This is a genomic window from Pseudoalteromonas sp. CNC9-20 (genome assembly GCF_022347875.1).
Taxonomy (GTDB): Bacteria; Pseudomonadota; Gammaproteobacteria; order Enterobacterales; family Alteromonadaceae; genus Pseudoalteromonas; species Pseudoalteromonas ruthenica.
On sequence record NZ_JAKRFS010000002.1, the window covers coordinates 468,061 to 489,471 of the forward strand.

20 protein-coding genes are annotated in these 21,411 nt (G+C 47.9%); 8 read left to right on the forward strand and 12 right to left on the reverse strand.

The window, feature by feature from the left end; translation table 11 throughout:
• Positions 1-4: 4 nt before the first annotated feature.
• From MHM89_RS05750 to MHM89_RS05765, 4 genes are all read right to left on the reverse strand, one after another.
• Positions 5-2,017: a TonB-dependent receptor gene (locus MHM89_RS05750; RefSeq protein WP_239408332.1), complete on the reverse strand. Its 2,013-nt coding sequence runs from the start codon at positions 2,015-2,017 to the stop codon at positions 5-7.
• A 64-nt stretch (positions 2,018-2,081) separates the two neighbouring features.
• Positions 2,082-2,360, reverse strand: coding sequence for a hypothetical protein (locus MHM89_RS05755; protein WP_239408333.1), 279 nt, complete (start codon positions 2,358-2,360; stop codon positions 2,082-2,084).
• Positions 2,361-2,448: 88 nt separating this feature from the next.
• Positions 2,449-2,700, reverse strand: a complete 252-nt coding sequence (locus MHM89_RS05760) for a hypothetical protein (RefSeq protein ID WP_022944456.1) — start codon at positions 2,698-2,700, stop codon at positions 2,449-2,451.
• Between the two features lie 53 nt (positions 2,701-2,753).
• Complete coding sequence (locus tag MHM89_RS05765; RefSeq protein WP_022944457.1) at positions 2,754-3,158, reverse strand: DUF1761 domain-containing protein; 405 nt, start codon at positions 3,156-3,158, stop codon at positions 2,754-2,756.
• Between the two features lie 176 nt (positions 3,159-3,334).
• On the opposite strand from MHM89_RS05765, the gene MHM89_RS05770 reads away from it, so the two are divergent.
• Positions 3,335-5,362 carry a TonB-dependent receptor gene (locus MHM89_RS05770; RefSeq protein WP_239408334.1) on the forward strand — a complete coding sequence of 676 codons (2,028 nt, stop codon included), beginning with the start codon at positions 3,335-3,337 and terminating at the stop codon, positions 5,360-5,362.
• Between the two features lie 61 nt (positions 5,363-5,423).
• Here MHM89_RS05770 and MHM89_RS05775 read toward each other — a convergent pair whose 3' ends face one another.
• The 4 genes from MHM89_RS05775 to MHM89_RS05790 form a co-directional block, all read right to left on the reverse strand.
• Positions 5,424-5,948, reverse strand: coding sequence for a response regulator (locus MHM89_RS05775; RefSeq protein ID WP_239408335.1), 525 nt, complete (start codon positions 5,946-5,948; stop codon positions 5,424-5,426).
• Positions 5,929-7,206 (reverse strand): ATP-binding protein, encoded by a 1,278-nt coding sequence (locus tag MHM89_RS05780; protein ID WP_239408336.1) that lies wholly within the window; start codon positions 7,204-7,206, stop codon positions 5,929-5,931. The genes MHM89_RS05775 and MHM89_RS05780 overlap by 20 nt, the downstream gene beginning before the upstream one ends.
• A gap of 87 nt (positions 7,207-7,293) precedes the next feature.
• The gene (locus tag MHM89_RS05785; protein WP_022944460.1) at positions 7,294-7,701 is read right to left on the reverse strand and encodes a nuclear transport factor 2 family protein; all 408 of its coding nucleotides are present in this window, start codon (positions 7,699-7,701) and stop codon (positions 7,294-7,296) included.
• Entirely contained in the window at positions 7,688-8,995 is a 1,308-nt protein-coding gene (locus MHM89_RS05790) for an amidohydrolase family protein (protein ID WP_239408337.1), read from the reverse strand. Before MHM89_RS05790 ends, MHM89_RS05785 begins: the two co-directional genes overlap by 14 nt.
• A gap of 162 nt (positions 8,996-9,157) precedes the next feature.
• On the opposite strand from MHM89_RS05790, the gene MHM89_RS05795 reads away from it, so the two are divergent.
• Together MHM89_RS05795 and MHM89_RS05800 are read left to right on the forward strand one after the other, a co-directional pair.
• The gene (locus MHM89_RS05795; protein ID WP_026111037.1) at positions 9,158-10,228 is read left to right on the forward strand and encodes a ketoacyl-ACP synthase III; all 1,071 of its coding nucleotides are present in this window, start codon (positions 9,158-9,160) and stop codon (positions 10,226-10,228) included.
• A 95-nt stretch (positions 10,229-10,323) separates the two neighbouring features.
• Positions 10,324-10,701 (forward strand): STAS/SEC14 domain-containing protein, encoded by a 378-nt coding sequence (locus MHM89_RS05800; RefSeq protein WP_239408338.1) that lies wholly within the window; start codon positions 10,324-10,326, stop codon positions 10,699-10,701.
• Positions 10,702-10,740: 39 nt separating this feature from the next.
• Here the strand turns inward: MHM89_RS05800 and MHM89_RS05805 are convergent, their stop codons facing one another.
• Positions 10,741-12,111, reverse strand: a complete 1,371-nt coding sequence (locus tag MHM89_RS05805; protein ID WP_138587516.1) for a leucyl aminopeptidase family protein — start codon at positions 12,109-12,111, stop codon at positions 10,741-10,743.
• 72 nt (positions 12,112-12,183) lie between these two features.
• Here MHM89_RS05805 and thpR point away from each other — a divergent pair, with 72 nt between their 5' ends.
• Entirely contained in the window at positions 12,184-12,717 is a 534-nt protein-coding gene (gene thpR / locus MHM89_RS05810; RefSeq protein ID WP_239408339.1) for an RNA 2',3'-cyclic phosphodiesterase, read from the forward strand.
• A 124-nt stretch (positions 12,718-12,841) separates the two neighbouring features.
• Positions 12,842-13,987 (forward strand): glycosyl hydrolase family 28-related protein, encoded by a 1,146-nt coding sequence (locus MHM89_RS05815; RefSeq protein ID WP_239408340.1) that lies wholly within the window; start codon positions 12,842-12,844, stop codon positions 13,985-13,987.
• A 36-nt stretch (positions 13,988-14,023) separates the two neighbouring features.
• Here the strand turns inward: MHM89_RS05815 and MHM89_RS05820 are convergent, their stop codons facing one another.
• Positions 14,024-14,425 carry a hypothetical protein gene (locus tag MHM89_RS05820; protein WP_239408341.1) on the reverse strand — a complete coding sequence of 134 codons (402 nt, stop codon included), beginning with the start codon at positions 14,423-14,425 and terminating at the stop codon, positions 14,024-14,026.
• Positions 14,426-14,629: 204 nt separating this feature from the next.
• Between MHM89_RS05820 and MHM89_RS05825 the strand changes: the two genes are divergently transcribed.
• Both MHM89_RS05825 and MHM89_RS05830 read left to right on the forward strand, forming a co-directional pair.
• Entirely contained in the window at positions 14,630-17,212 is a 2,583-nt protein-coding gene (locus MHM89_RS05825; RefSeq protein ID WP_045979007.1) for a TonB-dependent receptor, read from the forward strand.
• 108 nt (positions 17,213-17,320) lie between these two features.
• Complete coding sequence (locus MHM89_RS05830; protein WP_239408342.1) at positions 17,321-18,811, forward strand: sulfotransferase; 1,491 nt, start codon at positions 17,321-17,323, stop codon at positions 18,809-18,811.
• On the opposite strand, the gene MHM89_RS05835 is transcribed toward MHM89_RS05830, so the two are convergent.
• Positions 18,744-19,649: an alpha/beta fold hydrolase gene (locus MHM89_RS05835; protein WP_022944470.1), complete on the reverse strand. Its 906-nt coding sequence runs from the start codon at positions 19,647-19,649 to the stop codon at positions 18,744-18,746. The two genes, MHM89_RS05830 and MHM89_RS05835, sit on opposite strands and share 68 nt — an antisense overlap.
• Positions 19,650-19,899: 250 nt before the next feature.
• On the opposite strand from MHM89_RS05835, the gene rlmF reads away from it, so the two are divergent.
• Positions 19,900-20,808 carry a 23S rRNA (adenine(1618)-N(6))-methyltransferase RlmF gene (gene rlmF / locus MHM89_RS05840; protein WP_138587522.1) on the forward strand — a complete coding sequence of 303 codons (909 nt, stop codon included), beginning with the start codon at positions 19,900-19,902 and terminating at the stop codon, positions 20,806-20,808.
• Here the strand turns inward: rlmF and MHM89_RS05845 are convergent.
• The gene (locus MHM89_RS05845; protein WP_053910801.1) at positions 20,778-21,395 is read right to left on the reverse strand and encodes a thymidine kinase; all 618 of its coding nucleotides are present in this window, start codon (positions 21,393-21,395) and stop codon (positions 20,778-20,780) included. The genes rlmF and MHM89_RS05845 overlap by 31 nt on opposite strands.
• Positions 21,396-21,411 lie beyond the last annotated feature (16 nt).

A 21,411-nucleotide genomic window follows, 5' to 3' on the forward strand; every position in this document is an offset into this window, starting at 1 on the left:
CTCTTTAAAACTGATAAGTATAGGTTAGACTGGACTGACGTCCGTACCCGGGTACGCGGCCATCAAACACGCGCGCATCGAAGGTATCGTAATCTTTATCGGTAAGGTTTTCTACTTTTAAGCTCAGCCGTGTATGTTCATCCATCTGCCAATGCAGCGCTGCGCCGAGCAACACATACGCATCTTGATAAAAGCGCTTATCATTAGCACCGAATACTTCGACACTATCGCGCCACAGGGCATTCGCGCTGAGTGTCAATGTCTCAAGCTGCATATTCACCGCCACACTGGCAAAGCGCTTAAAGCTTGGGCTAATGGGATCATCAAATAGCTGGGTATAATTGATTTGCACATCACTATATTGGCCTAGTTGCGATTGAGCACTCATCTCAATACCTTGCATAGTGGTGCTGAATACATTCGCAAAGGTAAAAGCTTGCTGCTGCTCGTTGACCATCACCAAATCAATAAAATCCTCTAGGGCGTTATCAAACAGCACCACCTCACTTTTCCACTGTGTGCCTTGAGCTAACCACACCAACTCGGTTGTTTTGATCACTTCAGAGGATAAATTGGCATTACCTGAGGTGATATCATCGTTAGAGTAAAGCTCATTGGTGACCGGAGTACGAAACGACTCGCCGTATTGCGCTTTTAAAACATGGCGAATGTCGCCGCTGGGCAGCTCGTAAATAAGCGAGGCTCGTGGTGACCAACGTGCATCAATACCATTGACGTGATCATAGCGTGCCCCGAAAAAGGCAGTGAGCCCGAAATCCGGAAGCTGTTGTTTCACTTGCACATAGCCTGCTTGGGCATCAAAGCGATGCTCTAAATCACTGAACTCACGATAGCGACTCAGTACTCGCGAAGGGTTTTCATAATACTCACTATTGAGCTCAATAAAGCCTGATTGGTCATTGAAATAGCTGGTCACAACGCCGGCTTGAGTTTGTTCGTCTCGGCGCAGCTCAACACCTGCAAATAACACACTGTTGGCATGAAGCTGATGCTGATAATCGCTGACAAACTTAAGCTCAGAGCTTTGCCAGTTAGGACCAACAAAATACGGCATGTTTTCAGGTAGATTAAGGCCCTCTACTAAACCTTGCGCTTCAATATGATGCTCGGCATAACTCAACTGGGAGGACAAATCGTGGTCGCCTTGCAACCACTGATAGGCAACACTGGCGGCGTAATTATCACTGCGATGACGATTCTGAGGGCTGTACCCGCCTAAATTCAAAAACTCATTCAGCTCAGTACGCTGATAGCGCGCATTGATGGTTAAGCGCTCGGTACTAAACTGGGTATTGGCAAAAACAGAATACAGTGGGTCACGAACATTATCGGCAACATCGTAATCTTGACCATTGGTTTTTTCCACCGCGATATTCGCAGAGAATTGCCCTAGTGACGTCGCTTGATGCCACTGCCCTGTTAATTGCTGGCGAGCATTCTCACCTATGCCAACACTCAAGGCATTGTTATCGTCACTTAGGATAATATTCATCACCCCTAAAAACGCATTGCTGCCATACAATGCAGAGCCCGGACCGCGAATAAACTCTACTCTTTCAATTAACTGCGCCGGAATATAAGGTGTGTACACTGAGGCCTTACCGAAGGAAACTTCATTTAAGCGCTCACCGTTAATCATCACCAGAATATTGCCACTGTCCAAATGCACGCCGCGCGCATGCTCTTTTGGCACGGCCCCGACCCAGTCGCCCCGAGTCAGCTGCATGCCGGGCACATAATTCATTAATTGATAAGCATTGTGGACACCCAACTGGGCAATTTGTTGGCGGGTAAATAAGGTCACCGAAGAAGGGGCCAGAGATTGGCTTTCTGCACTTTTTGATGCGATATCTACTTGAACATCAAGCAGTTGTTCAAAGCTTAGAGAAAAGAGCTCATCGCTGCTCGCTTGTTCAGCCAAGGCTGGAAAGACAAACGAGCCTACGAGCGTAAAATAGAAACAAAAACGGAACATCGCACATACGGTGTAAATCACTCATAAATTAAATAATTACACCATATTTACATAAAAACAAATGTAGTTTCACGCCCAGGTGTGTTTATGAGGCGGAATGCGCCGCTTCAAGCTTACTGGCTTTACGCGCTTTAATGTATTTATAGATACCAATGAGTGACGCCGCTATCCAGAAAATTTCGATAACGAAGCTGGCCAAGTTAAAGTTATAACAAAGGCTTATTAGCAATAAAATGGCGCCTGATAGGTTCATTAGGTTGTAACCTAAGCCCGTTGCAGGCAGCTTATTCAACTGCAACAAAAAGAATGCACCTACCACTAAAAAGGTGCCCGACATGCCAATAACATCGAACAAAATATCCATTGTTTACTCCAGATGAAAACCAAACCGGGCGAGCTTAACAGTGGCCATTCATACACTTTAAGGACAAATGCCCGTATCTTTAGCTGGCTTATTTCATAAATACTTTTTGGCCGATCATTTTCAATGCGGGGGTGCCCCTGATCATAGTCTCTCGTGCGAAAACCTGCTGACATTGCGGACAGGTGGCGAGCTGCTCAGTGAAGTCCTCAGTTATGCGTTCGATAAAACATTTAATAAGCGCGCCCTTGCCGCCTTTGCGGTATTTGTAGAGTTTAGTGCGGCACTGCGAACAATGAATATTCACGGTGCGAACGGGGCCCTTTTTGTTCGGTTTAGCCATGCTCCCTCCCTTAAGACAACACAGCCTAGTCTACCATTGTCAGGCGCGATGCTCTAATGCCACAAGCCCAGAATAAGCCCCATCAAGGTAAACTGCACAGTATGGTATCCGGCATTAACTAAAAACAGCTTTAGAGGTCGCTGCTCGAAAACATAGCTAATCCCAAAGGACGTAGCCACCCACCCTAAACCCGCAGCAAAGCCTGCACCTACCGCAAACCCGAGCTCGGGCCGAGGGCCTAAAAATAACGCAAAGATAAAAGCAGCCAAAAGAGAGAGTATAAAGGCGATGGTAAAGACCTTTCCCATTGCCGCATTTTGCAAATCTATGTCCGTTAACCCGCACCCATCTAACCAAGCATTTTTAAACATCAGTGGTGAATACCACACGCCACCTAAGATAAACGTGGCAAGGGCTGCAATTAGCACCGCGATAAAATTAAAATCTGCAAAATTCATAGCGTGGCTCACAAATAATACACCCTACTAAGCGTAGCTCGCGAACACCGTACCAGCAAAATTCGTGCGTTGATCACTGGAGTGCGACATATTGCCGCACTGTGGCGGTTTGTTATTGCACCTCGTCCCTAAGCAATTGAAAATTCAGACATGCTTTTCAATTCTCAGTGGATATTATGAAGATAAAATCAGCCCTTGGCGCAACCATCACCGCACTTCTCGCAGTCAATAGTCAAGCCATGGAAGTGATCACCGTGCACTCGCAACACCATGATACAGGTGCCCGTTTAATGCAAATACCGGCACAAAATTTTGCAACCGACACGGCCGATTGGCTCGATGGTGTTGTTGGTGCGGGTGTAAACAAAAATGGCCCGATAACAGGGTTAGCGCAATACCGAGGTATGTTTGCCCAGCGCATTAATGTTGCCAGCAATGGCCTCAACTTTAGTGGTGCAGGCCCCAACTCAATGGATACACCGCTCAGTTACACCCCCGCCATCATCATTGCGAACATGGACATCTATCGTGGTATTGCCCCGGTCAGTGCCGGTATCGACACGCTTGGCGGGGCCATTGACGTAAACATGCGCCGCGCTGAGCTCGATAGCCCATTGACTGTAAATGGCCGCATCGATGCGCAAGATAATGGCTCAGGATTCAATGCGAGCCTCGCTGGGGGCGCTGGCAATAGCCAATTTGCTTGGCTTGCCTACGCAGATACGCGTAACAGTGATGAGCAAGACGCCAAGGAACGTGCAATTCCGAACAGTGATTACCAGCGTCACCAGTTTGGTGTGCTTACCACGTCGGCCCTAAATCAAGGGCACCTCTTCGCTAATATTCATCGTACCGATACCAAACAAAGCGGCACAGCCGCGCTGCCTATGGATATTGATTACATTGACACCACACGATTTGAGCTATCGGGTGAGCACGAAATCAGTGACACAACGCTATTATGGGGTGTGGGCTTTCAAGATGGCGAGCATGGTATGGATAACTACCAACAGCGCGCCCTCAGTACCGCGCAAAAAGCACGTTATACCTTGGCTTTAGGACGCAGTACCAGCCTCTTTGCCCACATACAAACAGGGGCTTGGCTATGGGGCTATGATGGCAGTATCAACCGTCATGATGCGGACGTCACTAATCCAAACAATGACGCGTTTTTCGTGGAAAACTTTAAAAATGTTGCTAATGACCGCCATAGCCTATTCACCGAGTACACTTTTAGCCACCGGAAGCTCAACACAACAGTAGGCGCACGATTGAAATACAATGTTGCCGATGCCGATAAGGTAAGCTCCACCATGGCCATGATGATGCCAGCGGTTGCAACCTTACAAACTCGTTTTAATAATGCAGACAAAAGCGTCACTGATACCACCTTCGATGTGGTCATCAATAATCGCTATACCTTAAATTCACACTCAGACCTCAGTTACGGTGTCGCTATCAAAGAGCGGGCTGCGAGCTATCAAGCGCGTTATTTATGGCTTCCCATGCAAGCAACTGGGGGCCTTGCGGATGGTAAAACCTATGTCGGTAATATCAACCTTAAACCTGAAACAGCGTACCAAGCGAATGTGGGTTGGTCATACACCAATGAGCGGCTCTCGATAAAGCCTCAGCTATTTTATCAACGTATTGATAATTACATCCAAGGCGCCCCCAGTGAAGATAGTGCAGTGAATATGGTGGCGATGATGATGTCTGGGCAAGGCGCGCTTCGCTTTAGTAATATTGATGCTCACCTTTACGGGGCTGATATGAGCGCCGAGTATCAACTCTCTCGTCAGTGGCAAGTTAATGCTCAGATTAGTTATGTGCGCGGTAAACGCAGCGATGAGGTGAATGACGATCTCTATCGTATCAGCCCACTTAACGGCCAATTGAGTGCCCATTACTATGCCAATGATTACCAAGTGGCTGCGCGTTGGCGCTTCGCCCAGTCGCAAACGCATGTGTCGCACTATAACAACGAGCTGAGCTCACCCGGCTATGGTGTCGTTGATGTGAGTGTAGATTATGATATCAACAGCCATTGGCAGTTCAATGCAGCGGTTAACAACCTGTTTGATCATAGCTATGCACCACACCTCAACGGCATAAACCGTGTTGATGGCCGGGAGTTAGATAAAGGGCAGCGTTTACAGGCACTGGGCCGTACTCTCCATCTAGGTGTCAGTTTCTCTTTGTGATAGCTACCAAAGGCCACGTTGTTATTGGCCTTTTTTCTTTTCTAAAGTCTCCTCAGCAAGATTAATTAGCCACCGGTTTTTTCTGCAACTTACGTTGCAAGGTCCGTCGGTGCATGTTGAGTTGACGCGCTGTTTGCGAAATGTTGCCATTGTTGCGCGTCAATACTGCTTGAATATGCTCCCACTCCAAACGCTCAGGAGACATGACCTCATCGTCGTTCGAAACGTGTGAATGCACAATATCATCCTCCAGAGTTGCCAGTAAAAGTGCCATAGACACAGGCTTAGCGAGGTAATCATCAGCGCCGAGCTTCACTGCTTTAACAGCAGTGGCAATACTGGCAAATCCAGTTAGCAATATGATTCGTGCACTCGGCAGCAAAGAGCGCAGCGGTGCAAGCAGTTGCAGTCCAGACTCATTATTTAAATTCATATCCAAAATAATGTGACTGGGGCGCAACTGTCGTGCTTGAAACAGGGCACTTTGCACACAATCAGCATGTGCCTGCGCTTGGGTGTGCGCTTCTAGGCGCCGCATGAGTGTTCGCGCAAAGGCCAGGTCATCTTCAATCAGTAACAGCTTCATAGCACCTCTTAGGAATAGTGATATCAATGCATGCACCGTGTTCATTGTTGGCCAATGCCAAAGTGCCACCAATGCGCTCTATCGTGGCGTTGGTTAGCCACAGCGCCACACCAAAACCATCACTGCTCGCTATCACTGCGCTGCCCAAGGAGGCCTGCATCTCAGCGCTAAACCCTCGGCCTTGGTCCTCAATTCGCCAATGAAGAGCAGAGTCAGAGTCGTGAATGGTAATCGTGATACGCTCTGCCCCAACCTCTTCGTTTGCCCGCACAGCATTGGCCAATACGTTAATCACAGCGGCACTCAACAATGGGTCACTAATAATTTCAATATGTTCACCTTGATGTGGTAGCTGGCAATGCAGTTGCTGAGACGGATAATTCAGCGTGAAGGCTTGGCGGATCTCATCAACGAGCTGTAATAGCGGCTGATAATGTGGCGCTCTTTCATGAGCATCACGCAGCTGCTGTGCCCGAGCACGAAACAAATCCAACTGCCGCTGACACTGCGTCAAAGGCACCGCCATATCATCAACCACAGGCTGTAACGTCGGACAGTCGGCGCTTAGCTCCCTTGCTTCATCATGCAACAGCGCCAAATTTGCAAGCGGTGTGGCTAATTGGTGGGTCGCTTGCGCTGCAGCGCTGCCCAAGGACACAAGCTGCTCAGCGCGAAGCTGCTCTTCTCGGCTTTGGGCAATAGCGCGCTGTTGTTTTGCCAAAGTGCGAGATAATGCGCTGACCAGAGTGGCGACCACAACGGCACTGAGTACGAAGTTTATCCACATGGCGATAAAATGGTGGCGCATTTGCATGCCATGCTCACCTTGATGATGCAATGGCATCATAATCACTAAGGCCGAGTAGGCAGCAATTGCAATCACGGTTAATAACACCGTTAAACGCCCAGGTAAGGTCACAGCAGCAATCATAACCGGCAACAGCAGCAACGACACAAAGGCATTGGTCGCCCCGCCACTGTGCATAAGCAGCAAGGTTAAGAACAGGATATCAGCTAATAATTGCCACACTACGGTGGCGGCGCCTACCGGTGCGCGACTATGGATGCGTCGTCGTAGCACCACCACACTCAGCAGCTGAAATAGCGACTCCACGGCGATGATGCTCAACAGCGGCAAAAGTGCTAACGCAAAATCAAGCACATAGTAAGCAATGAGCACCGCCAGTAACTGCAGTGCAATGGCGACACTGCGTAGCAATAACACACGGCGAATACTGGATTGTAGTAGCAGGTCCAAAATAACAGCGCTAAGAGGGGATGAATAACGAAAGTCTATCGTTATTGTGGCGCTGAGAAAAGCACTGAGTGGGAGACTACGGCGACGTTACCGGCTTAACTGGAAGGCCTCACAAGGCGTGCCTTGGTGGTAAACTAAACGCCAATCTTGGTTGCTATTTAGACACCATATCGACATCCTTACAGAGTAGTGCCATTGCCCTCCTTTGATGCGTCTGAGCGCACCTCGGTAAGAGAGCTGGGCGACATCAGCGCACAGCATACGCCCTTCAAAATCTTGATTGTGAAAGGTAGGTTTTCGTCCCTTGGCTTGCTCTTTTGGTAGCCGAGCAAGCACATTGTCCTTATCAAAGCGCCGGCCGTCGGCCGACACCTCGATAAAACGTTCATCAAGCAACTCATTTAATCGCGAGGCATTGCTGCGCACCTCCTCACTCATTAAAGTTCTTTCTAACTCAATCAGTTGCGCCAACGTTTGCGCTTTAATCTTGCTCATGATGTTTGATGACTTTCCCTTCTTTCATGACAAAGGTCACTGCGCTTAGTTGCGAAATATCCTTTAATGGCGACTGCGCAACAGCAATTACATCAGCGTAGTATCCGTTTTGTAATTTGCCAACTTCCTTGCTCATATTCAATAGCTTAGGTGCTTGTTCTAAACTAGTCGCCAACGCTTCACGGGGCGACATACCATACTCGACTAACAATGCAAATTCGCGGGCGTTATCTCCATGGCGGGATACCCCTGAGTCGGTACCAAACGCGATATTCACGCCTTCATCTAAAGCCCGTTGGAATGATGCTTTCACCACCGGGGCGACCTGCGTTATTTTGTCTACAATAGCCTGAGGAACCTTATCATTGTGCTTCACTTCCTCACTCACAGAGATCCCCGCTAACAATGTCGGCACTAAGTAAGCGCCCGTACTTTTAAACAGCGCCACAGTTTCGTCATTAGCATAAGAGCCGTGTTCGATAGAATCGACTCCGCTGCGAAGTGCAGCTGCAACCCCCTGGGCGCTGTGTGCGTGAGCTGTCACAGGGCGACCAAGGTTATGAGCGGTATCAACAATCGCCTTCATTTCCTCATCGGTCAGTTGCTGATTGAGCCCCGCTTGAGTGTTACTCAATACCCCGCCAGTGGCCGTGATTTTGATAACTTGTGCCCCGGCTTTTACAATCTCGCGCACCGCCCGTGTGCAATCATCGGCGCCATTGCACACGCCCATGCGTGGAGCAAACGCATCAAGTACCTCTTGTCTATACCCATGTAAATCACCGTGGCCGCCTGTTGGAGTCACCGCCTCACCTGCAGCAATAATACGTGGCCCCTGTATTACGCCATTTTCTACTGCTCGTTGCAGCGGAAAAATCACCTCGTTATAACTGCCCAAATCACGCACGGTAGTGAACCCCGCGTTGAGGGTATTGCCAAGAAATTGCGTAGCACGTAACGCCTGATCGGCCTCGACCTCCTTCAACCACCTTTCAGGGTCAGCCTGGGGATCACGTTCAAAACTAATATGCACGTGCAAATCTATCAGCCCCGGCATTACAAATTGCTCTTTAAGGTCAATAATATGCGCGTCGGCCAAGCCTAACGTCTGAGCACTAACATAGCCTTCATGAATGCCTTGGACACGTCCGTCTACTACTTCCAGGGTTTGCCGCTCGAGAACATCGGCATTGGCCGCAGGGAGTATTTTACCGGCATAAATCAATGTACTTTGCGCCCAAGCGCTAGCGCTTGATAACGCCAATAGTAAGCTTGCACATGTGATGAGTTTCATTGTTTTTCCTTGGTTATTATTTTCTTTTACCTGAACATACTTTGCCGGTGCAAACCAGTATAACTCGACCAAAACGCTGCATTTTGGTATAAAGTTGCCATAGCAAAGAGATCGGGCCAGATGAATAAACAAACGTCCGACGCAGCAACCTTAGGAATTTTTATGCACTATGCAGAGATCACTGGCTGGGGCAAATGTATCCCACCAGCACGCATTACTAACGATGACATTGCCACCGTGGTTGATACCTCAGATGAGTGGATCAGCTCTCGCACCGGTATTAAAGCCCGCCATATTAGCCACGTAAGCACTGCCGAGCTTGCAACCGTGGCCGCTCAACGCGCATTAGATTGTGCTGGCGTTGACGCCGAGCAGCTTGATCTCGTGCTGGTTGCCACTTGCACACCGAGTACCATGGTCGCCAACACAGCCTCGGAAGTACAACAACGCCTAGGTGCCAAAGGGGCCGCTACCTGTGACAGTAACGCCGCCTGCTCTGGTTTTTTATATGCGCTGCAAATGGCCACGGCTCAAATCCAGGCAGGCATGATTAAAACCGCTGTTGTAGTCGCCGCCGAGCGCATGCTGTGGTATGTCAATTGGGCCCTGCGTGACAGTGCGGTGTTATTTGGCGATGGCGCCGGTGCGGTGGTACTGCAAGCCAGTGAGCAACCATTAGGGTTACTCGCGAGCAAAAGTGGCTGTGACAGCAGCGACCGTTCAATTTTGCATATTAGTAACTTTGGCACCAACGTGAATAAATACCAGACCATTGGCGGGTCTGATTTAAACTTTGTTGGCCCGGAAATCTTCAAACGTGCCGTCAAAGGCATGAGTGTAGCCTGCGACGATGTGTTGAGTCAGGCACAACTTAGCCTCGATGACATCGATGTATTAGTACCACACCAAGCGAACTTACGAATTATCCAATCAATTCAACAGCGCTTAAAAGTAGACGATGACAAGGTGATGGTTAATATCGATGAATACGGCAATACCTCCGCAGCAACCATTGCCATTGCCTTGTGTGAGGCTGTAGAAAGAGGGATGGTCAAACCTGGCGCGAATATAATGTCAGCCGCCTTCGGCGCAGGCCTGACATGGGCAGCCAGTTACATAAAGTGGGGTGAGCGTGTAACTCCAGTGCGTGACAGTCAAGCGGCTTTACCTGAGTGCTCGCAAACTGGGTTAGAGCTCATTGCCGAGGCGGTAACGGCCTGCCAACAAGGGTAACGCGACTATGGGCTGCAATGGCGGCCCAATTACTTTAAAACTTTCATAAATACCGCTATGGTTACCTTGAGCGTAAGCTATATAGGAACAGTGTTATGGCTAAAGACGGTTTGAAAGTAGATATAGAGCGCCACCAGCAGCGCATCTATATCGCCTTAGTACTGACCGGTACGTTGAATCATGAGCATTATCAACTACTGACGCCATTATTCGCTTCGGCCTTGGCTGATATTGACGAGCCCATTGTCGATGTTTTCATCGACGCCAGTCAGCTAAGCGGTTTTACAACACGAGCTATGTGGGATGACTTCAAGTTAGGGGTTATTCATCGTAAGCAATTTAAACGCATAGCCTTGTACGGCCATAAACGGTGGCAAAGCTTCGCGGCAAGTGTTGCAAATTGGTTTGTTAGTGGCGAAGTTAAATATTTCGACGACCCCCGCGCGGCAATCGCCTGGTTATCTGAACATTAAAAAAGGCCGCTTACGCAGCCTTTAGTGTAACTTTTTTGCTTAGCTACCAAAGCGCTGTTGCAACATAGTGTATGCAGCACGAATACCAAAGGCCTCACCACCAACCGGGCGGCCTGGTAGTGCGCGCACATTCCACGCCATAACATCAAAGTGTACCCAAGGTGTTTCTTTAGCAACAAACTCTTGCAGGTAAAGCGCTGCGGTAATGGCGCCGCCAAATGGCCCTTGTGAGCAGTTGCTCATATCCGCCACGTCGCTTTTCAACAAGTTTTTATACTGAGCAAACAGTGGCATACGCCATACTGGATCTTGGCTTTGATAGCCAGCCTCTGTCAACGCCTGAGCGATGCCATCATCGCTACTGAAAAAACCGGGTAACTCGGTGCCAAGAGCAATTCGCATAGCGCCGGTGAGGGTGGCGAAATCGATAATAAGATCGGGGTTATCTTGCTGCGCTTCATCAAGCGCATCGCACAACACTAAGCGACCCTCGGCATCGGTATTGTCAATTTCAACGGTAATGCCTTTACGAGTTTTAACCACATCACCTGGGCGAAACGCATTACGTGATACCGCATTTTCGACTGCAGGAATTAACACCCGTAGCTGCACGTTTAACCCAGCTGCCATAATCATATTAGCAAGGCCCAATACATGCGCTGCACCGCCCATGTCTTTTTTCATTAAACGCATGCCCGCCGCAGGCTTTAAATCTAAACCGCCGGAGTCAAAGCATACGCCCTTGCCTACTAAAGTGATTTTAGGCGCTTTTTTATCGCCCCAGCGCAAATCAAGCAATCGCGGCTTGTTTTCACTGGCACGACCGACCAAATGAATGGTCGGATAGTTTTGCTCTAATAGCTCATCACCGATCCACTGTGAGAATTGGCCATCGTAACGCTCAGCTAAGTCGCTCATGACTTCACTTAAGTGTTGAGGCATCATATCCGCCGCAGGCGTATTAACAAGATCGCGCACTAAGTTTGTCGACTCAACACTGGCTACCAGCTCATTGAACAACGCCTTATCGGTTATGAGTAAACGCGCTTTCGGTGCATTCGTTTGTTTATAACCGGTGAATTGATAGCCACCGAGCGCAAAACCCAGGGCAATATCACGTTCGTTGGCGCAGTCAGTCAGTTGATAATCGCCCTCTGGCAACTTGTTCACACTGTCTCCAGCGGCCCACACACTTTGCTCATTATCGCTGACTAAGACTGCCAGTTTAGGTTCGCCATTGTCGGTATTTGGCACAACACATAGACCTTGACCTCCACCGAGTGAACGCAATACCCAAGTTCGGGTAAAGTCGTCCTGTTGCTCAGACCATGTCTCTAAGTTGTTTTGATTGATAACATAAAAAGGGATTGGCGCGTTATCCTTACGCGGCGTATTTACCAAAAGATTCATTGCAGACTCATCGTTGGTTGCTGATAATATTCAGCATATCAAGTTCGCCTTATAATTGGTATAGGATGAGTAATGGCGTCTTCACTTTCCAGCCGACGGTTGTTTTTTGCTCTGGGTTTAAGCAATGAGGCAAAGTCTTCACTCGCGCACTGGCTACAACACCATGTCATTGCCGATAAAGCCTTTACGCAACCACGAAACTGGCACTTAACCCTGTTATTTCTTGGCAATACCCCTTTGAATACGGAGGCTGCGCTGATTAAAGAAGTGAGAGCCCTGCAGCTTAGGAAGTTTAACTTAAAGGTGGCAGACATCGATTGGTGGCCCAGTAATGGCATTTTTCACCTTCGCCCCATCTCACCACCTGATGCGTTATTCACACTGCACAATGGCCTCAAAGAGATAGCACAAAAACATCATATTGAAGATCCGCACCGGCGCTATCGCCCCCACATCACCCTAGCAAGAAACTGCAAAGCGATGCCCACAGCTGCTCAACCGATGCCAGCTTTTGATATGCAAGTGCATAGTTTTACATTGTTTGAGTCGACCCGTGATGAGCAAGGCTTGGTCTATCGCCCGATTGAACATTTTACGCTGTATTAGCGTGCTTTTAAGCAAATACATTGAGACTCTAAGGATGGCACACTATGCTAAAGGTAACCGGTTCCCTACATCGCATTACCAGTCAGAACCACGACTTTGAATTATCTATTTTCAAGGATCCATCATGACGCGATTTATTTACTTTCTTTTACTTTTTTCTTTCGTTGCCCACGCAGAAAATGTGCATGTCGGCGATTTTGGCGCCACAGCCGATGATCAACAAGATGACAGCGTAGCGATACAAAGCGCCCTCGACTCACTGGCCAAAGGTGACACACTTATCTTTGCTGAGGGCACTTACGATGTGTGCACCACCTTAGTGTTGCAACACAGTGAGCAAATCACTTTGCGCTCTTTTACACAGAGTAAATTAAAAAAGTGTGCAAACTTTTCTGGAGAATACTTGCTTTACGTTAAACCAGCGCAAGACTTCACCCTGAGCTCGTTACATTTTCAAGGGCTCCATAACGGTCACCAAGTTAGCACCTGGGGCAAACAAGGTGTGTATATCGCCTCGGCTACAAACGTAAAAATTATCGGCAATGAGTTTAGCAACTTTGGTGATGCTGCTTTGCGCGTGACCTCTGGGCCTGAAGCCGATTATTTCACCACCAATACCCGCGAAGTCATGATCGCCAGCAACCGCTTTAGTCAGTGTCGGCAAGTGACAACAACACAAGCACAGACAAACTCTTACGTGGGAGGGGTGAATGATATTGTGGTGTTGGACAATGAATTTGAGAGTTGTACCCTTAAGCTTTCAACTCGTGCGCCAGCACAAACTGCGAATGTGTTGTTCAATACCTTTAAGGATATTAACAAGACCGCATTTGAGGTGAGCTACTACTCAGATTTGTGGGTCGCTCATAATCGCTTTATGAACATTGATGGGTTTGTTATGAACTTATACCCGAACTCTCAAGCTCCCCGACAAATCCCGTGGGATAACATTATGTTTGAGAAAAACTTTATTCATAACACTCGATTTGGTCTGCGCCTAAATAGCCTTGGCAGAGAGCAACTGCGTCCTGTGCACGCGTTGACCGTGCGCGATAACCGTTTTGAGCAAGTCCACTTCGCCGAGGAAACTAACTGGCGTGATATTGTGCGAACCTACAGCTACTCTGATCACGCTTCTTTCGATGGAGTACATATTTCTGGAAACGAATATGAACTCGCCCCGGACAGCGATTTTCTCTACATTGATCCCCTTAGTCGCAATGTGTATATCGACAACAACACAGCCCTCCCCACTCAGCCGGGCAGTTAGCTGAGCGCCGCCTAGTTGGGCACTCCAGTGTCTAAACTAGTCCTGAGGAGGGGAATTGTCGTCGCAGCGGGATGAATTCTTAGCTGGTGGTTTAGGGTGACTGAACGAGCTAGGTAACACCTCAACCCCTACCAGCTTGGCAATTTTAACAACAAGGGGGATGGTAATAGGTGCAAATGGCAGTATTGCAAACACGCCTAAACCCAGCCCCTTTAAAATATCTACAAACTGTTCATTCGCCACTTTGAGTTCATGCTTAGTGGCGTTACCACGCGTGTAGCGTCGGTAAATATCCAGCATCTCTTTTGTTTCTTGGCGTTCTTGCGCCAAGGCCCACTTCACCGTCACCATCGCGCGACGTAATTTCAATTTTTGTCGCCGCCGAGAAATAAGCAGCACGCGGATTGGAGCGCGATGGAATAAACGATAGATGCGCATAAGGTCTTCACTAAGTAGTTACTAAATGATTGTCACACAGATAACTCCTAGACGCTAGCACCATGCAATTTCTCCCACTTAGGTCTAATATTTTGTAACAAAAGTTATTGTTGTGTTGAATCTATTGTAAACAACATGTATAGATACCTTATACACAATGACAACAAAGAATCATAAATCTGTATACTAACTGGGGGATACAATATGAAGTTGAAATACAGAACTCTGCAAGCAGCCGTTCGCTGCGCACTTCTTTCCACATCAACGGTAGCGCTGCTACACACCGGTAATGCACTTGCTGAAGACGAGAGCAATGCTGAAAAAACGAAAAATATTGAAAAAATCGCCGTCGTAGGGTCTCGTGCTGCACCACGCTCTATCGGTAGTTCTCCTGTTCCGGTTGACATTATCGGCGGTGAAGAGCTCAGTAAGGTGGGTAATTCCGATATGTTAGAAGTGCTTAAAGGCACTGTTCCATCATTTAATGTACATAGTAACCCTATCAGTGACGCAGCAACGCTTGTGCGCCCTGCCAACTTGCGAGGTCTCCCCTCTGATAGCACACTAGTCTTACTCAATGGCAAACGCCGCCATCGCGCCTCGGTCATCGCATTTTTAGGCGGTGGTATTAACGATGGTGCACAAGGCCCTGATATTTCAGTGATCCCAAGCATCGCGCTGAAACAAGTAGAAGTATTGCGCGACGGTGCTGCGGCGCAGTACGGGTCGGATGCAATTGCTGGGGTAATGAACTTCGTGCTTAAAGATGCCAGCGAAGGGGGTACGTTTGAAGTACGTCATGGGCAATACTACGAAGGCGACGGTGATAGCACCCAAATTGCGGGTAACATTGGTTTACCGTTCACTGATAACGGCTTCGCTAACTTAAGCTTTCAATATAAAAATGCTGATGCGACAAGTCGCAGTACTCAGCGCGCTGACGCGATTGCGTTAACAGCGGCGGGCGTCCCGGATATTGACGACCCTGCACAAATTTGGGGTACCCCAGAGATTGAAGACGACATTTCCATTTTTGGTAATGTTGGCTTAGAGCTAACCAATGATGATGAGTTCTACATGTTCGGAAACTATTCTGAGCGTGATGTTCGTGGTGGCTTCTATTATCGTAACCCGCATACACGCCCAGGTGTGTACTCCAATGATGGCGGTGAAACGCTGCTGGTGGGTGATTTAACTGGCGATATGAGCGGCAACTGCCCAACCAATATCCAAATTGACGATAACGTACTGGACAACCCAGAGTACATTAATGGCGTTGCCAATAACCCTGATTGCTTTGCCTTTAATGAAATTCTTCCTGGTGGTTTTACGCCAAACTTCGGCGGTAATATCGTTGACACCTCATTCACGGCAGGTGTAAAAGGTGAGTTTAGCGATGGCTGGCTCAAAGGTTGGCTCTATGATGCCAGTGGCTCAGTGGGCTATAACGCCTCACGCTACTTCCTCTATGACACCGTAAATGCCTCTTTAGGTCCGCAAACACCGCGCGATTTCTCACCAGGTAAATACGAGCAGCTAGAGAAAACATTTAACTTCGATATCACCCGAACCTTTGATTGGGGCTTGTATTACGATGCCAACGTTGCCGGTGGTATTGAGTGGCGTGAAGAAACCTTCACCGTGATCGCTGGCGATGAAGATTCATTTGAAATCGGTCCGCTAACAGAGCAAGGCTTCAGTATTGGTTCTAACGGCTTCCCTGGCTTTAAGCCTTCACAAGCCGGTGAATTCACACGCCGCAACTATGCTGCCTATATTGATATCGAAACACCATTCACTGAGAACTTTTTAATGGGTTGGGCGCTGCGCTATGAAGATTACGACAGCTTTGGTTCAACAACTAACTACAAAGTAACCGGTCATTACACTATTAATGACATGTTCTCATTGCGTGGTTCATTAAGCACTGGTTTCCGTGCGCCTACTGTTGGGCAAGCAAACGTTAGTAACGTGCAAACGAACCTAAGCAGTGGCGTGTTGGTTGATTCGGCGCTATTACCACCAACTAACCCGATTGCGGTTCAACTCGGTGGTGAAGAACTACAGCCGGAAGAGTCTGATAGCTATACCTTCGGTGCGGTTTACCAAAACGGTGATTTCTATCTAACCATGGATTACTACAACATCGATGTAGAAGACCGTATCAGTCAATCAGAAAAAATCGTGCTTAGCGATGAAGATAAAGACATCTTAAAACAAGCAGGTGTGCCGAATGTCGACCAGCTTGCACAAGTCAGTTTCTTCACCAATGACTTCGACACCACCACTGAGGGTGTAGATATCGTAGCCAACTACAGCACTGATTTACTCGATGGTTTCTCAACCTTTAGCTTGGCGTACAACTGGAATGAAACTGAAGTGACCAGCTTCAGTGATATTACCGGCGACTTTAAAGTACAGCGCCTAGAGGAAGACCTACCTAATCATCGTGGTACAGCAACTTGGTCACAACAATGGGATTCATTCTCTGGCTTTGTGCGCGTGAATTACTTCGGTGAGTACCAAGGTGTTCATGTTGACTTCGACCAAACAGCAAAAATGGCCGATGCCGCAGTAACGGTTGATGCGGAGGTGACTTACTACCCCACCGAAGCCATCGGTCTATCTGTGGGTGCACAAAACATCTTCGACCAAGAGGCAGAGCCTTTAGATTTCGAGGACCGTACAGGTATTCCTAATAACAATTGGGGTGGCTTGTACTATGAAACCTCGCCGTTTGGTTTCAATGGTGGCTATTACTACGTAAAAGCGACTTATAGCTTCTAATAGAAGCGCATTAACCACACCACAGGCGGGCGTAAAGCCCGCCTTTTTTATGCTTGCGTCGACACAGGCCGCACGGTATGTTGAATTAAAAAGCTTTACCGAATCACTATGACTATTTTAGAGCGCGCGAATCAGCTGCTAAGTGAAAACAAACTGAAGGAAGCCGAGTTTCATTTTAAATCGGCGCTTGAAGCCGACCCGAATCAAGGCGAAGCACTGTTTGGTTTGGGTCGCATTGCCATCCGCTTAGAGAAGTACCCTCAGGCAGTCTATTTGCTACAAAAAGCCTGCCAAAGGCTTCCTAAAGTACTCGACCCTTTATTTGCGCTTGCCGATGCATTTGACGGCCTAGAGAAACGTAGTGATGCTTATGAAGTACTGCACTACTGCACCAAAATTGCTCCTCATAACGGCGAGTCCTTTTATCGCTTAGCCCTGCACCATCTTACCTATGGCTATATCAAAAAAGCTAAGCAGGCTCTGCTCAATGGCTTGGGCTGCCCCGATCACCCAGTCACCCCATACATATACTATGAGTTAAGCCAACTGAAAGGTAATAATGTCACTTCTAAACAGATTGCTCATATGCACACTCTGCTTAGCGCAAGCCGTAGCACGCAAGCCAAAGTGGTGCTGCATTACAGCTTGGCAAAAAGCTATCATAACAGTGGTGACAAAACTCAGGCCTTTGCTCACTATCGTTTAGCCAATGAAATGCAATATACCATGTGTACGCCTTTAGGCGAGGGCTTCGAGCAGTACATCAACACGCTCATAGCGCAGTTTTCAACAACCTTTATTGCTGAGCAACAAGACACCTTAAAGGCCAGCTTTATTCCGGTGTTTATTGTTGGCATGCCACGGACGGGTTCCACCCTGTTAGAGCAAATGTTGTGTCAGCACCCAAGCATAGCAAGCCTGGGTGAAAACGACGTTATTAGCGCCAAACTGATGGCTTATTTGAGCGCGGTCAATGAAGCTCCTTTCCCACAATGCATGGCCAATACGAACACCGATATTCGTAACCGACTGCGACAGATGTACGTTGATGAACTGACCAAGCATCAACTCGCTCACCGTGTCGTGATCAATAAACTCCCCGCTAACTTTCAGGCTCTCGGAGCTATTCAAGCACTGATGCCGAATGCCGTGTTTATCGATTTGAGACGTAATTTCCAGCCCATGGCTTGGTCGGTATTTTGTCATTACTTTGGCGCCAATGAGCCCTTTTTCTGCCATATGGACACCTTAGCTCGTTACTACGAAGGCTATGATAATTTGATGCAACACTGGCGAGACACATTGGGTGAGAACCTGATCACGATACATTACGAACAATTAGTGCAAGAACCTGAACAGTCGCTACGGAAAATATTCAGTAAACTAGAGTTAAGTTACACACAACAATGCTTGCGCTATTTTGAATCACATCACGCGGTGACGACCTTGAGTCGCCATCAAGTGCGTGAACCCGTCTATAAAGATGCGAACAAAGCTTACAAAGAATATGAGCAAGCCTTTAGCGAATGCTTTAGCCGTAGCGTGAAAACCAGGCCAGTACATCCTGAAACTGATCCCGCTGCGCTTGGGGATGAGTAAGCATGTCAATATGACCATAGTCATGATGATGGCCATGACTGCGCCCGTACAACTTAAATTCTTGGATGCCACAACCTGACTCTTGCATAAACTTCTTTATATCTATGGGTTGTGCCAGCGCTTTATCCTTCACCCCTGCGATGTGCAACGTTGGCGGTAACGCCAAGCGTTTAATGGCATGGCCATAATCAAAACCATCGTCGCTATCAATCCAAGGCCTTACCTTTGCCCACTGCATACTTTGATAGTGTGATTTAACGGTTTCGTCATCACTGCCCCACTTCAGTTTACGCGCAGGCAAATAGCCATATTTCTTCGCTTTTTTTGGTGCCAACCAATACCACACCAAATTGCCTTTAAGGAATTTACTAGGGTGACGGTTATACAATGAGCGCTTGGATCCAAAATATGCACAGGCACTGACTTTCTTTATGTACTCAGGAAAGCGAGCAAAGACACTGTTGAATAACACGCCGCCCCAAGAGTGAGCGACCCAAAAACGAGGAAATTCACCGGCATGCTCCGTTATTTTGCTCAAAAACGCTGGGATCTCATGACATATGGCCTCGGTTTGCCCATAACTGGCCCCAGGGCCTATTGATGGCTTACTTTCACCACGACCACATAAGTCGGCGACATAACATCGATATCCATGTTTAGCTAAAAAAGGCGCTAATCCTTTATTCGAATGCGTATAAAAAATCTTGCCATTTTCAACAGCACCATGCATAAAAAAGATGGCTGGACCTGTGGCGTTATCTTGCGCAATATAACGTAAATGCAGGGTTTGCTGCTCACTGTAATCAATATATACCGACTGTTGAATAATATCGCTCATACTTGATACTGCTTATTCTTTTTTACTCATCGTACCAGCATCAAATGTTATCAACAAGTAACATAATTCAGTCACTATTTAGCCACAACAGCTATGCTCGCGTGATGAATAGGCCAGAGGTGTCAAGAAAAGCAATGAAACTAAAGATGAGCAATATGAGCGCATGTAGCGCTCTTCGTCAGTCATAAAGCACTACAGCAACAGAGTGATTTTCTCTATAATGGTGCTTTTAGCCGAATAGAGTTTGCCCTTGCATCCGAAGAACCGTCACGCCAACGGTTATGATTTCGACGCCTTGTGTCGAAGCTTACCTAGCTTAGAGAACCACATTATTACTCGGCGCGATGGCCAGCCAAGTATCGATTTCAGCGACCCAAACGCGTTAAAAACACTCAACCAAGCACTGCTCAAACACCATTATCACATTGATATATGGGATTTACCCAGCGGCTTTTTATGCCCCCCGGTTCCCGGGCGAGCCGATTATGTGCACCACTTACACGACCTACTTGCTAACGACAGCGGCTTAGATGTCGCGCATCATAAAGTAAGAGTGTTGGATGTGGGGACCGGCGCATCGCTCATTTACCCTATCTTAGGTCATAAACTATTTAACTGGCAGTTTGTTGCCAGTGATATCGACCCCCAGTCTGTCAAGCTCGCTAAGCAGTTAGCACAACTCAATCAATTACCTATCAAGGTACAACAACAAAAACGTCCAAGTAGTTATTTTAACGGCATAGTTAAAGCCCAAGATACCTTAGTCGCCACCCTGTGCAACCCGCCTTTTCACGACAGCGAACAAAGCGCGCAGGCTGGGAGCGAGCGCAAATGGCGTAATCTTAAAGGCCAAACAAAGGGGGCGCACCTCAACTTTGGCGGTCGTGCCAATGAGCTGTGGTGCCAAGGTGGCGAACTTGGCTTTGTGCGCGATATGATTTTAGAAAGCAGCCATTATGCCGAGCAGGTACTGTGGTTTAGCTCATTGATTTCAAAAAAAGACAATCTCAGGGCCCTCAAAAACACCTTGCGTAAGGCTGGGGCCATCAATATTGAGGTGGTGAATATGGCCCAAGGGCAAAAAGTCAGCCGCTTTCTTGCTTGGAGCTTTATGCCACAGAGTGAACGTCAAGCACGCTTAGAGCAATTGCTTTGCTGAGTGGTACTCGGGTCATTGAGGGCTTGCTTATAATGTTTACGACACACGGAAACATAGCGCTCGTTACCACCAATTTGCACTTGGTCGCCACTGGCGACCACCGCTCCTTCGCTGTCATAGCGCAGTACGTGGTTGGCTTTGCGGCCGCAGTGGCATACGGTTTTTAGCTCCACCAGCTTATCAGCCCAGGCTAATAAATATTGTGAACCGACAAAGAGTTCACCAAGGAAGTCACTGCGTAGACCATAGCATAAAACGGGGATGCGCAACTGATCGACAACCTCGGTGAGCTGCCACACTTGCTGCTTCGACAAAAACTGGCTTTCATCCACCAACACACAGTTTACCGGCTGGATTTGGTGCTGCTGTTGGATAAGTGCAAACACATCAGACTCACCGTCAAAGACATAGGCATCGGCCTGCAAGCCAATTCGCGAGGCAACCTTACCAACACCTGATCGGTCGTCGATCGCGGCAGTCATAATCATAGGACGCATACCGCGCTCACGATAGTTAAAAGCCGATTGCAGTAAGGTTGTGGACTTTCCAGCATTCATCGCCGAGTAGTAGAAATAGAGTTGAGCCATAGTGATTGTTATCCAT